Raw genomic sequence first — 12,355 nt, 5'->3', positions numbered from 1 at the left:
GCTTGCACCCGAATGCAAAAGGCGGGCGCCAGGCCCGCCTTGCTTGATCCGGATTACTTGTTCTTGTTGTAGACGTCGAAGCAGACGGCCATCAGCAGGACCAGGCCCTTGATCATCTGCTGGTAGTCGATGCCGATGCCCATGATGGACATGCCGTTGTTCATCACGCCCATGATGAAGGCGCCGATGACTGCACCCATGACCTTGCCCACGCCGCCGGAAGCCGATGCGCCGCCGATGAAGCAGGCTGCGATCACGTCCAGTTCGAAGCCCAGGCCAGCCTTGGGGGTGGCGGTGTTCAGACGCGCTGCGAAGATCAGGCCGGCCAGTGCCGCCAGCACGCCCATGTTGACGAAGGTGAAGAAGGACACGCGCTCGGTCTTGATGCCCGACAGCTTGGCCGCCTTTTCATTGCCGCCCACGGCATAGACGCGACGGCCCAGGGTGGTACGGCTGGTGATGAAGGTGTAGAGCACCATCAGCGCGAACATGATGATCAGCACGTTGGGCATGCCGCGATAGGTCGACAGCAGGTAGCTGAAGGCGATGATGGCGATGGCGAAGACGCCGTTCTTGAGCAGGAAGAACATGGCCGGTTCATCTTCCATGCCATGCTTGGTCTGCTTGCGGCGGCCATGCAGCTTGACCAGGATCAGCACCACGGCGGCAATGATGCCGACGATCAGCGAGGTGGTGCGGAAGGTGGTGTTGTCGGTCAGCTCAGGGATGAAGCCCGAGGACAGCATCTGGAAGGTCTGCGGGAAGGGGCCCAGGGATTGGCCTTGCAGCAGTGCCAGCGCCATGCCCTTGAAGACCAGCATGCCGGCCAGGGTGACGATGAAGGACGGGATCTTGAAGTAGGCGATCCAGTAGCCCTGCGCTGCGCCGATCAGGGCGCCGGCGATCAGGCAGACAATGGAGGCCGGCACGAAGCCCCAGCCGTAGTCCACCATCAGCACGGCGGCCAGTGCGCCGATCAGGCCCACCACCGAGCCCACCGACAGGTCGATGTGGCCGGCCACGATCACCATCAGCATGCCCAGCGCCATGATGACGATGTAGCTGTTCTGCAGGACCAGGTTGGTCAGGTTCAGCGGACGCATCAGCGTGCCGTCGGTCATGATCTGGAAGAAGGCCATGATGGCCACCAGCGACATCAGCATGCCGTATTCGCGCATGTTGTTCTTCAGGAAGCTGCCGTAGTCCTTCTTTTCGACGGCGCCGCTGGCGACGGCCGGTTTCTTGCTCATGTCAATGCTCTCCATTGTCTTGCTCCTCGGGTGCTCTCTGGTCTTGATGGACTTTATGGGTGATGCTGCCGGTTTGGCTCCGGCTTGATAATGGGTGTTCAGGCGGCTTGCGACAGGCCCGGATCATCGATGCGCTTGTTGCGCATGATGGCGCGCATGATGCTTTCCTGAGTCGCTTCGGCCTTGGGCAGGTGGCCCACGAACTGGCCTTCGTTCATCACGTAGATGCGGTCGCACATGCCCAGCAGTTCCGGCATTTCCGAGGAGATCATGATGATGCACTTGCCCTCGGCCGCCAGCTTGCTGATGATGTTGTAGATCTCGAACTTGGCACCGACGTCGATGCCGCGCGTGGGTTCATCCAGGATCAGCACTTCCGGCTGGGAGAACAGCCACTTCGACAGCACCACCTTCTGCTGATTGCCGCCGGAGAGGTTGACCACCTTCTGCAGCACGCTGGAACAGCGGATGCGCATCTGCTGCTTGAAATCGGCCGCGATCTTGTACTCGCGCGCTTCGTCGATGACGGTGCGTTCGGAAACGCCGCCCAGGTTGGCCAGCGAGATGTTCTTCTTGATGTCTTCTTCCAGCACCAGGCCATCGCCCTTGCGGTCTTCGGTAACGTAGGCGATGCCCTTGTCGATGGCCTTCTCGATGGTGGACAGGTCCACTTCCTTGCCGTGCAGGAAGGCCTGGCCGGTGATCTTCTTGCCGTAGGCACGGCCGAAGATGCTCTTGGCCAGCTCGGTACGGCCCGCACCCATCAGCCCGGCGATGCCGACGATCTCGCCAGCGCGCACGGTCATGTTGACGTCCTTGATGGCCAGGCGATCCGAGTGCAGCGGATGGTGCACACGCCAGTCGCGCACTTCAAAAATCACGTCGCCGATCTTGGGATCGCGCTGCGGATAGCGGTCGGCCATTTCGCGGCCGACCATGTGCTGGATGATGCGGTCTTCGCTGATCGGTTCAGCACGGCAGTCGAAGGTATCGACCGTGGTGCCGTCGCGCAGCACGGTGATCGAATCAGCCACCTTGGAAATTTCGTTGAGCTTGTGCGAGATCAGGATCGAGGCAATGCCCTGGCGCTTCAGTTCCAGCAGCAGTTCCAGCAGCGCATCGGAGTCGCTTTCATTGAGGCTGGCGGTCGGCTCGTCCAGGATCAGCAGCTTGACTTCCTTGGAGAGCGCCTTGGCGATCTCGATCAACTGCTGCTTGCCCACGCCGAGGTCACCAACCTTGGTCAGCGGGGATTCCTTCAGACCGACCTTGGCCAGCAGTTCCTTGGCGCGCACGTAGGATTGTTCCCAGTCGATCACGCCGCCGCGGGCTTGCTCGTTGCCGAGGAACAGGTTTTCCATCACCGACAGCAGCGGCACCAGCGCCAGCTCCTGGTGGATGATGATGATGCCCAGGTGTTCGCTGTCGCGGATATCCTTGAAGGCACGCACCTCACCCTTGTAGACGATGTCGCCGGAATAGCTGCCGTGCGGGTAGACGCCCGAGAGCACCTTCATCAGCGTGGATTTGCCGGCGCCGTTTTCACCGACGATCGCATGGATCTCGCCTTCGCGCACGGCCAGGTTGACGTTGTTCAACGCCTTCACACCCGGGAAGCTTTTCTCGATGCCGCGCATTTCCAGAATGTTGCTCATGATGCTGACCTCTCATTTGCCGGGCTTGCGTGGATCACGTAGCCGGACTTGTTTGTCTCTTGCGCGTTGCGGTGGGGCAAGCGCGACTTCCTGAAAGAATTAGTCCCGCACAGAGCGGGACCATGCTGTTCTTCTTACGGTGTTGATTGTTCTTGTTGGGTACTGCGATCTTGCTGCGGGCAGCGGCACCGGAGATGCCGGCCGCCCGCGTGTTACATCAAAGGATTACTTCAGTTGTGCTTCGGTGTAGTAACCGCTGCCCACCAGGATTTCCTTCCAGTTCGACTTGTCGACCACGACCGGCTTCAACAGGTAGGAAGGCACAACCTTCACGCCGTTGTTGTAGGTCTTGGTGTCGTTGATCTGGGGTTGCTTGCCACCCAGGACGGCGTCAACCATACCGACGGTAACCTTGGCCAGTTCGCGGGTGTCCTTGAAGATGGTGGAGTACTGTTCGCCACGGATGATGGACTTGACCGAAGGCACTTCCGCATCCTGACCCGAGACATACGGGAACGGCTGTTGCGGGGTGCCGTAGCCGACGCCGCGCAGCGAGGACAGGATACCGATGGACAGGCCGTCATACGGGGACAGCACGGCGTTGACCTTGGCGTTGGTGTAGAAGGCCGACAGCAGGTTGTCCATACGGGCTTGGGCGGTAGCCGGATCCCAGCGCAGGGTCGCAACCTTGTCCATGCCCATCTGCTTGGAACGCACCACCAGCTTGCCGCTGTCGATGTAGGGCTTCAGGACCGACATGGCGCCGTTGTAGAAGAAGAACGCGTTGTTGTCGTCCGAGGAACCGCCGAACAGTTCGATGTTGAACGGACCCTTGCCTTCCTTCAGGCCCAGGGCCTTTTCCAGCGATTGTGCCTGCAGCACGCCGACCTGGAAGTTGTCGAAGGTGGCGTAGTAGTCGACGTTCTTGGAACCACGGATCAGGCGGTCATAAGCGATGACCTTGACGCCCTTGTCGGCGGCCTTCTGCAGCACGTCGGTCAGGGTGGTGCCGTCGATGGCGGCGATCACCAGCACCTTGGCGCCCTTGGTCAGCATGTTCTCGATCTGGGACAGCTGGTTGGGGATGTCGTCTTCCGCGTATTGCAGGTCGGTCTGGTAGCCCTTTTCCTTCAGGACCTTGACCATGTTGTTGCCGTCAGCGATCCAGCGTGCCGAAGACTTGGTGGGCATGGCCACACCGACCAGCTGCTTGCTCTGTGCGCTCACTTGGGCGCTGATGGACATCAGGGTGACGCCCAGGCCGAGGGCAATACCGCTCAATACGGATTTGATTTTCATGCTTCGAGTCTCCAGTCTCATTGTTGGAATGGCGTGTTGTAGTTATCTAAAACAGCGCCGTGATTTCTGATGAATGTCATGCAGAGCAACTGTTTTGCGGGCTCTACATTAATTGCTTTACCAATACATTTCTAATGATTTTTTGAGCGTAATGGATATGTTTTTCGGTATAACTCCCTCTATGTAAAGTTATCTTAATTAAGCTTAAAAAATCCCGCCTAAGCCACGGCTGGCGCGGCTTTCGCCGATCCGGCCGATTTGCCGCGCAGGGCTCCCAGGGAAATGACACGCTGCGCGACGCAAAAGACGAACAGCAGCGCGCCAATGAAGATCTTGGTCCACCACGAACTGAGGCTGCCATCGAAGGCAATGAGGGTCTGGATCACGCCAAGGATGAGCACGCCGGTCAGTGTTCCCGCCACGTAACCATAGCCGCCGGTGAGGAGCGTGCCGCCGATGACCACGGCCGCAATCGCGTCCAGTTCCACACCCTGCGCATGCAACCCGTACCCCGAAAGCATGTAGAAGGAGAACAGCACACCCGCCACCGATGCGCAGAATCCGCTGAAGGCATACACCAGAACCTTGGTGCGTCCGACCGGCAAGCCCATCAGCAGCGCCGAGCTCTCGCTGCCGCCGATGGCGTAGACGGCGCGTCCGAAGCGGGTGCCATGGGCCATCCAGATCGCCACGGCCAGCACGATCAGGGCGATGACCACGCTGGGCGAGATGAACAGTCCGCCGAACTCCAGCCGCGACTGCGACAGTTCCACGAACAGTGGCTCATCGATGGTGATGGAATTGATGCTGATGAGGTAGCACAGTCCGCGCGCCAGGAACATCCCTGCCAGGGTGACGATGAAGGCCTGCAGTTTGAAGTAATGGATCATCGCGCCCATCGCCGCACCGAAGCCCGCGCCCATCAGCAGGACGGTCGCGATCACCAGCAGCGGCGGCCAGTGCCAGTTCTGCAGCAGGAAAGCCGCCACCATGGTGGTCAGCGCCAGCACCGACCCGACCGAGAGGTCAATGCCGCCGGAAAGGATGACGAAGGTCATGCCGATGGCCACCACCAGCAGGAAGGCATTGTCGATCAGCAGGTTCAGCATCACCTGCGGCGACAGGAAGCCATCGTAGCCAAACGCCCCGATGACCAGCATCAGCACCAGCAGCGCCACCGTAACCATGGAGGTGAACCACGGCGCGTGCGAAGCGCGCCGCAAGGAAGAAGCAAGCATCATGATTTGGACATCCTCAACATGCGGCGGAACTCCGGCGACTGCGACAGGCAGACCAGGAACACCACGATGGACTTGACCACCATATTGACTTCCGGCGGCACCCCCAGCGAATAGATCGTATAAGTCAGCGTCTGGATGATGAGCGCACCGATGACGCTGCCCACCAGGCTGAACTTGCCCCCGGCCAGCGAGGTGCCGCCCAGGGTCACGGCCAGGATCGCATCCAGTTCCAGCAGCAGGCCGGCGTTGTTGGCGTCGGCGCTCTTGATGTTGGAGGCGATCATCAACCCCGCCAACCCGGCGCAGGCGCTGCAGAACATGTAGACGAAAAAGATCAGCGCGGCAGTACGGATGCCGGCCAGGCGCGAGGCCACCGGATTGATGCCGACCGACTGGATGAACAGGCCCAGCGCGGTCTTCTTCATCAGCAATGCCAGCAGCAGGAACATGGCCCCGGCGATGTAGAGCGAGAACGGCAAGCCGAACAGGTAGCCACCGCCCAGGAAGAAGAAGGGCTTGTAATACACCGTCACGATCTGGCCATCGGTGAGCAGTTGCGCCAGCCCGCGTCCGGCCACCATCAGGATCAGCGTGGCGATGATGGGCTGCAGTCCGAGACCGGCCACCAGCAAGCCGTTCCACGCTCCGCACAGCAGTGCCGCACCCATCGCCGCGCACAGGGCCCACACCATCGGCACGTTGCTGACGTATTCAGAGACACCATTGACCACCACCATCTTGCCGCCGATGAGAACGGCCGCAACGGCACCGGAGATGGCCACCACCGCGCCCACCGAAATGTCCACCCCGCGCGTGGCGATCACCAGCGTCATGCCGAGCGCTGCCAGCATCAGCGGTGCGGCACGGTTGATGATGTCGATCAGTGCGCCATACAGGTGGCCATCCTTGATCTCCAGCTTGAAGAAGCCCGGCACCAGCAGGAAATCGATCAGCAGCAGCAAGGCCAGCGCCGCCAGCGGACGCACCAGCGGGTGACGCAGCAGTGCTGCAAAAACCGGCGCGCTGCCGCTGGCGGCGCTGTCGGGAATCAGTTTGGAATCCATGGATGCACTCATGCGGCCTCTCCCGCGATCACCTGCAAGACCGATTGCTCATCGAGCTCACCGCGACGGTACTCGCCGCAGGCGCGGCGGTCACGCAGCACCAGCATGCGGTCGCTGCAGCGCAGGACCTCGGGAATCTCCGAGGAAATGAAAAGAATGGACATGCCCTTGCGGCACATGGCGATGACGAAATCCATGATCTCCTGCTTGGCCCGCACATCGATGCCGCGCGTGGGTTCATCCAGGATCAGCATGCCCGGATCGGTGGCCAGCCAGCGCGCCAGCAAGGCCTTCTGCTGGTTGCCGCCGGAGAGCAGACCGATGGGCGTTTCCAGGTCGGCCGTCTTGATGCCGAGCCACTTGACGTAATCGGCGGCGATCTGGTTCTGGCGCTTGCGCGGCAGCACGCGGAACAACCCTTGCCTTGCCTGCAGCGCCAGGATGATGTTTTCGCGCACGGAGAGTTCGAGGATCGCGCCCTCCTTCTTGCGATCCTCCGAACAGAAACCGATGCCCGCCGCGATCGCATCGCGCGGATTGTCGAGCTTCACGCTGCGGCCTTCGATGCGCAATTGCCCGCAATCGGCGCGGTCGGCACCGAACAGCAGGCGCGCCATCTCGGTCCGTCCGGAACCGAGCAGACCGCACAGGCCGAAGACTTCACCGCGCCGCAATTCCAGGTCCTGCGGGGACAGCACGCCACGCCGGCCGAAACCATCCGCCTGCAGGAAGACCTCGCCCTTGCCGGCTTCATCGGCCGACAGCCCTGCAGCCAGTGCCTCGGCACCCGCTTCCACCTTGCGGTGATCGACGGCGGTCACGCCGACCATCTTGTTGACCAGGTCCAGCCGCGACAAATCGCCGACCAGATATTCGCCCTCGCGCACGCCATTGCGCAGCACGGTAATGCGATCCGAGATGTCGTAGGTCTGGTCCAGGAAGTGGGTCACGAAAAGAATCGCCATCCCCTGCTCGCGCAGGCGGCGCAGCACCTTGAAGAGTTGCTGGACCTCGGCTTCGTCCAGGCTGGAGGTCGGCTCATCGAGAATGAGCACCTTGGCCGAGACCGAGAGCGCACGCGAGATCGCCACCATCTGCTGGATCGCCAGCGGATAGGACGACAGCAGCGCGCCGACATCGATGTCGATCTGCAGCTGCTGCAGCAATTGCTTCGACTGTGCATGCACGCTCTTCCAGTCGATGCGGCCGAAACGGCGGGGATAGCGGCCGACGAAGATGTTCTCGGCCACGGAAAGATTGGGACACAGGTTGACTTCCTGGTAGACCGTGCTGATGCCCAGCGACTGCGCCTCCAGGGTAGAGGCCGGCGCAATGGCGCGGCCATCCAGTTCGATCTTGCCTGCATCGGGTTCATGCACGCCGGTCAAGACCTTGATCAGCGTGGACTTGCCTGCGCCATTCTGTCCCATCAGGGTATGCACTTCCCCCGGGAACAGCCGCAGGCCGACATCGGTGAGCGCCTTCACGCCCGCGAATGCCTTGTGGATACCGCTCAATTCCAGCATGGGACGCGCCTGCGTCCCGACAGACATCGTCATCGCAACTCCATCAGAAGCATCGGAATCCTGATGGGCGCGCGCCGTCTTGCGCACTCCCATCAGGCCACACCAGCACCGCGCGCGCCCTGGGCAATCCAGTGCGCGCGCTGCCGTCATGCAGGCATCAATACTTGCGGTTCGGGAATTCCTTGGCCGCCACTTCGGCCGGGAAGATGCCTTCCTCGGTGGTGATGCGCTTGGGGACTTCCTTGCCGGCCTTGATGTCCTTGGCGATCTGCATCAGTTGCGGGCCCAGCAGCGGGCTGCATTCGACGGTGACATTGAGCTTGCCGGCCATCATGGCTTCGAAGGCACCCTTGACGCCATCAATGGAGATGATGGTGATGTCCTTGCCCGGCTTGAGGCCTGCTTCTTCGATGGCCTGGATGGCGCCGATGGCCATGTCGTCATTGTGGGCGTAGAGCACGTTGATCTTCTTGCCCTCGGCCTTGAGGAAGGCTTCCATCACTTCCTTGCCCTTGGCGCGGGTGAAGTCGCCGGTCTGCGAGCGGATGATCTTCAGGCGCGGTTCGCTCTTGATGACTTCCTCGAAACCGGCCTTGCGGTCGATGGCCGGTGCCGAACCGACGGTGCCTTGCAGTTCGACGATGTTGATGTCGCCGGCGGGCATGGACTTGGCCTTGTCCAGCAACCAGCGGCCGGCGCGGCGGCCTTCTTCCACGAAGTCCGAACCGATGAAGGTGACGTACAGCGACTTGTCAGAAACGTTGACGGCGCGGTCGGTCAGGATGACCGGAATCTTGGCGGCCTTGGCTTCACGCAGCACGGTTTCCCAGCCCGATTCCACCACCGGCGAGAAGGCGATCACGTCGACCTTTTGCGCGATGAAGGAGCGGATTGCCTTGACCTGGTTTTCCTGCTTCTGCTGGGCGTCGGCGAATTTCAGGTTGACGCCGGCCTGCTTGGCGGCGTCCTTGATCGATACGGTATTGGCGGTGCGCCATTCACTTTCGGCACCCACTTGGGAGAAGCCCATGGTCAGTGGTTTGTCGGCGGCAAAGGCGGGGAAGCTCACGGCGCTGCCCAGGCTCATGCAAATGGCTGCGCCCAGAAGCGCTCTTCTCTTCGAATTCATTGTCAGTCTCCGTTGACAGGGAATTGTGGACTTCCCTTTGTTCTATGCGTGGGGTGCGCTGCGCCGGAATGCGTTGGACTTGTAGGTATGAATTGGAAGCGGCGCGGTGCGGTTGGAATCGCGGACAGCCCTGATCGTCCTTGATTCGCGCTCCATATTAGGCAAGCGACCAATTCGCATCCAATGAATTTTTAATGTTTTTCGATATCGTTTCGCACATCGTTGGGGCAGCGCGCCCCGCCTGTGCATCGAGCTGGCGCATGCCGGCCACGCATGCTGCCTCACTGCCTGCCTCACTGCGGACGGCGCGCATTTTTGATATCGTTTGCGATGATTTTTTCATTATTCCCTATCGGAGTGCGGTGATAGGATCAGCCAGATTTTTTTGAAGCGCACTGCATGAAGACCGGGCGCGAACCCACGTGAGCCAACTCCTTCTTCCTGCCGACGACTTCAGACAGCCCCAAGGGGGACGACGCGATGGACAACGCGTTCCCGTGCCCACGATGCACGCAGCACTCCATAACAAGATACGAGACACCATGCCATCCCGAGCAAGCGATGCCCAACGTGCAGGCTCCCAGGGGCTGCCGGAAATCCATACCCTGCAGTCAGGGCGCCAGCGTCTGCACGTGCTGCCGACGCTGGGCGGCGCACTGGCCGGCTGGGAATGGCAGCGTGACCGCAAGTGGCTGCCGCTGCTGCGCCCCTGGAGTGCCGACCCGGAAAAGCTGTACGCGACCGCGTGCTTCCCGCTGCTGCCCTGGTCCAACCGCATCACCGGCGGCGGCTTCGATTTCAACGGCAAGCATTATCCGCTGAGCCCCAATCGTCCCGGCGAACCCTATCCCATCCACGGCGACAGCTGGCGCCAGGCCTGGACCATCGTGTCCCAGGCCGACGACCGCATGGCGCTGGAACTGGATTCGCATCGCTGCGACGGCAACCCCTATGTCTATCGTGCGCGACAGGTGCTGACCCTGCGCGAGAACGCGCTGGAAATCGAATTGCGCGTGACCAATACGGGCGAAGAGACCTTGCCCTACGGCCTGGGCCTGCATCCCTATTTCCTGCATGACGCGCAAACCCGCCTGCAATTCCGTTCGCGCGGCGTGTGGCTCTCCGGGCCGGACCGCATCCCCACCGGTTTCTCGCGGGAACTGCCGAGCGGCTGGGACTACAACCGCGCCGCCTCGCTGCAAGGCGGCCTGATCGACAACTGCTTCGAAGGCTGGGACGGTCTGGCCATGATCGAGGATCCGGCACGCGGCCTGCGCCTGCAGATGCACACCACGGATCGCAGCGGCTATGTACTGATGTTCCGCCCCAATGGCCTGCCGTATTTCTGCCTGGAACCGGTCACGCATCCCATCGATGCCTTCCACCAGCCGAACCAGCCCGGCCTGATCGCGCTGGCACCGGGAGAAGACATGGTGCTGCTGACCCGCTTCACGGTCTGCGAGATCGCCCAGGAGCCAGTCCAGGCCACCACCCAACAGACAAGCCTGGCGCGCTGACGCCGGCAAAGAATGACGATGAACCAAGCACTGAATCAAGACTGCGCCCTGATTGCCCTCGACTGGGGGACCTCCTCGCTGCGCTGCTATCGTTTCGATCGCAGCGGCCAGGTGGTGGAGCGCCGCGCCCATCCCTGGGGCATCATGAACCTGCCGGCCGTGGGCCACGGCGAAGATGCCCACGCGCCTTACCGTGCCGCGCTGGAAGCCGCCTGCGGCGACTGGCTCAAGGCCGCGCCCGGCGCCCCTCTGATCGCGGCCGGCATGGTCGGCAGCAAGCAGGGCTGGCGTGAAGCCGCCTATCTGAACGTGCCGCTGGCCCCCGCGCTGATTGGCAGCCAGCTGACCGAAGTTGACACCGGCCTCGGCCGTCCGCTGTGGATCGTGCCGGGCCTGCTGGAAGCCGGAGCCCTGCCCAATGTGATGCGCGGCGAAGAGACTCAGGTCATCGGTGCCCTGCAGACCCGTACCGAGCGCGAGCTGCTGATCGGCCTGCCCGGCACCCATTCGAAGTGGGTGCGCGTGGTCGAGGGCCGCATCGAACATTTCGATACTTTCATGACCGGCGAAGTCTATGGCGCGCTGTGCGGCCACACCATCCTGGGCCGCACCATGCAAAAACCGGAGGTGGCCGATGACGAAGCTTTCCTGCGCGGTGCCGGCGTGGCCAGGACCGCACAAGGCAAGAGCGGCGTGCTCTCCAACATCTTCAGCAGCCGCACCCTGGGCCTGACCGGTGAACTGGCGGCCGAGGCGCAACCCGACTATCTCTCGGGCCTGTTGATCGGCCACGAGATCGCCGCCCTGAAGAATCTGTATCCGACCACGCCGGCCATCGTCCTGATCGGCGACCCCGGCCTGTGCCGCCGCTACCAGCTGGCGCTGGACCTGTATGGACTGGGCCCGGCCGCCGAGGCCGGTGCCGCCACCGAAGCGGGCCTGTGGATCCTGGCGCAGCACGCCGGCCTGCTGGCCTGATCGCCCCCTTTACTGCACCACCTACGACGCACCCGGACAAAAGACCATGAGCACCCATTCCCAACGATTCCACGACGCCCTGCGCAGCACCGGCATGATTGCCATCCTGCGCGGCGTGCGCAACGAGGAAGCCGAAGCCATCGGCGCGGCCCTCTACGAGAGCGGCTTCCGCATCATCGAAGTCCCGCTGAATTCGCCCGAACCGCTGGCCAGCATCAGCATCCTGCGCAAGAGCCTGCCGGCGGACTGCATCGTCGGTGCCGGTACGGTCCTGAAGCCCGCGCTGGTGCAAGACGTCAAGAATGCCGGCGGCGAGCTGATCGTCATGCCGCACAGCGATGGCGCCGTGATTCGTGCCGCGCGCGATGCGGGCCTGTACAGCGCACCGGGCGTGGCCACCGTGACCGAAGCTTTTGCGGCGCTGGACAACGGCGCTGACGTACTCAAGATGTTCCCGGCCGAACAGCTGGGTCCGCAGGTGGTCAAGGCCTGGCGTGCCGTGATCGCCCGCGACATCGCGCTGCTGCCGGTCGGTGGCATCACGCCCGAGGGCATGGCCGTCTTCCGCGCGGCCGGTGCCTCCGGCTTCGGCCTGGGATCGGCGCTCTACACGCCGAGCCTGTCCGCCGACGCAGTGCGCCAGCGTGCACAGGCCTTCGTGGCGGCCTGGAAGGCGCTGGGCTGATTTCCCGCACA

At 62.3% G+C, this 12,355-nt stretch carries 10 protein-coding genes; 3 read left to right on the top strand and 7 right to left on the bottom strand.

The window, feature by feature from the left end:
• Positions 1-53: 53 nt before the first annotated feature.
• From mmsB to J2X56_RS15820, 7 genes are all read right to left on the bottom strand, one after another.
• Positions 54-1,265, bottom strand: a complete 1,212-nt coding sequence (gene mmsB, locus J2X56_RS15850; protein WP_039789105.1) for a multiple monosaccharide ABC transporter permease — start codon at positions 1,263-1,265, stop codon at positions 54-56.
• An 83-nt stretch (positions 1,266-1,348) separates the two neighbouring features.
• Complete coding sequence (mmsA, locus tag J2X56_RS15845) at positions 1,349-2,905, bottom strand: multiple monosaccharide ABC transporter ATP-binding protein (protein WP_039789107.1); 1,557 nt, start codon at positions 2,903-2,905, stop codon at positions 1,349-1,351.
• Positions 2,906-3,130: 225 nt separating this feature from the next.
• Complete coding sequence (gene chvE, locus J2X56_RS15840; protein ID WP_034336091.1) at positions 3,131-4,204, bottom strand: multiple monosaccharide ABC transporter substrate-binding protein; 1,074 nt, start codon at positions 4,202-4,204, stop codon at positions 3,131-3,133.
• A gap of 218 nt (positions 4,205-4,422) precedes the next feature.
• A complete protein-coding gene (gene yjfF / locus J2X56_RS15835; protein ID WP_121044381.1) occupies positions 4,423-5,445 on the bottom strand; it encodes a galactofuranose ABC transporter, permease protein YjfF in 1,023 nt (340 codons plus the stop codon).
• Positions 5,442-6,521, bottom strand: coding sequence for an ABC transporter permease (locus J2X56_RS15830; protein ID WP_121044384.1), 1,080 nt, complete (start codon positions 6,519-6,521; stop codon positions 5,442-5,444). Before J2X56_RS15830 ends, yjfF begins: the two co-directional genes overlap by 4 nt.
• Entirely contained in the window at positions 6,518-8,068 is a 1,551-nt protein-coding gene (locus J2X56_RS15825; RefSeq protein ID WP_034336094.1) for a sugar ABC transporter ATP-binding protein, read from the bottom strand. The genes J2X56_RS15830 and J2X56_RS15825 overlap by 4 nt, the downstream gene beginning before the upstream one ends.
• A gap of 124 nt (positions 8,069-8,192) precedes the next feature.
• On the bottom strand, positions 8,193-9,164 hold the full coding sequence (locus J2X56_RS15820) for an ABC transporter substrate-binding protein (RefSeq protein ID WP_039789112.1): 972 nt from the start codon (positions 9,162-9,164) through the stop codon (positions 8,193-8,195).
• 542 nt (positions 9,165-9,706) lie between these two features.
• Here J2X56_RS15820 and J2X56_RS15815 point away from each other — a divergent pair.
• From J2X56_RS15815 to J2X56_RS15805, 3 genes are read left to right on the top strand one after another with little or no spacing between them, the layout of a single operon-like run.
• Positions 9,707-10,681: an aldose 1-epimerase gene (locus tag J2X56_RS15815; RefSeq protein ID WP_209567817.1), complete on the top strand. Its 975-nt coding sequence runs from the start codon at positions 9,707-9,709 to the stop codon at positions 10,679-10,681.
• An 18-nt stretch (positions 10,682-10,699) separates the two neighbouring features.
• A complete protein-coding gene (locus tag J2X56_RS15810; RefSeq protein WP_134137218.1) occupies positions 10,700-11,659 on the top strand; it encodes a 2-dehydro-3-deoxygalactonokinase in 960 nt (319 codons plus the stop codon).
• 46 nt (positions 11,660-11,705) lie between these two features.
• The gene (locus J2X56_RS15805) at positions 11,706-12,344 is read left to right on the top strand and encodes a 2-dehydro-3-deoxy-6-phosphogalactonate aldolase (protein ID WP_310160817.1); all 639 of its coding nucleotides are present in this window, start codon (positions 11,706-11,708) and stop codon (positions 12,342-12,344) included.
• Positions 12,345-12,355 lie beyond the last annotated feature (11 nt).

This window comes from Herbaspirillum sp. 1173, assembly GCF_031455335.1.
GTDB lineage: Bacteria > Pseudomonadota > Gammaproteobacteria > Burkholderiales > Burkholderiaceae_D > Herbaspirillum > Herbaspirillum huttiense.
Note: the sequence above shows the minus strand (reverse complement) of the source record. Positions and strands in the feature narration are given on the sequence as shown.

Excerpts from the sequence above, each read along its gene's own strand:
- mmsB (WP_039789105.1), bottom strand. The coding sequence starts at position 1,265 with ATGGAGAGCATTGACATGAGCAAGAAACCGGCCGTCGCCAGCGGCGCC.
- mmsA (WP_039789107.1), bottom strand. The coding sequence starts at position 2,905 with ATGAGCAACATTCTGGAAATGCGCGGCATCGAGAAAAGCTTCCCGGGT.
- chvE (WP_034336091.1), bottom strand. The coding sequence starts at position 4,204 with ATGAAAATCAAATCCGTATTGAGCGGTATTGCCCTCGGCCTGGGCGTC.
- yjfF (WP_121044381.1), bottom strand. The coding sequence starts at position 5,445 with ATGATGCTTGCTTCTTCCTTGCGGCGCGCTTCGCACGCGCCGTGGTTC.
- J2X56_RS15830 (WP_121044384.1), bottom strand. The coding sequence starts at position 6,521 with ATGAGTGCATCCATGGATTCCAAACTGATTCCCGACAGCGCCGCCAGC.
- J2X56_RS15825 (WP_034336094.1), bottom strand. The coding sequence starts at position 8,068 with ATGACGATGTCTGTCGGGACGCAGGCGCGTCCCATGCTGGAATTGAGC.
- J2X56_RS15820 (WP_039789112.1), bottom strand. The coding sequence starts at position 9,164 with ATGAATTCGAAGAGAAGAGCGCTTCTGGGCGCAGCCATTTGCATGAGC.
- J2X56_RS15815 (WP_209567817.1), top strand. The coding sequence starts at position 9,707 with ATGCCATCCCGAGCAAGCGATGCCCAACGTGCAGGCTCCCAGGGGCTG.
- J2X56_RS15810 (WP_134137218.1), top strand. The coding sequence starts at position 10,700 with ATGAACCAAGCACTGAATCAAGACTGCGCCCTGATTGCCCTCGACTGG.
- J2X56_RS15805 (WP_310160817.1), top strand. The coding sequence starts at position 11,706 with ATGAGCACCCATTCCCAACGATTCCACGACGCCCTGCGCAGCACCGGC.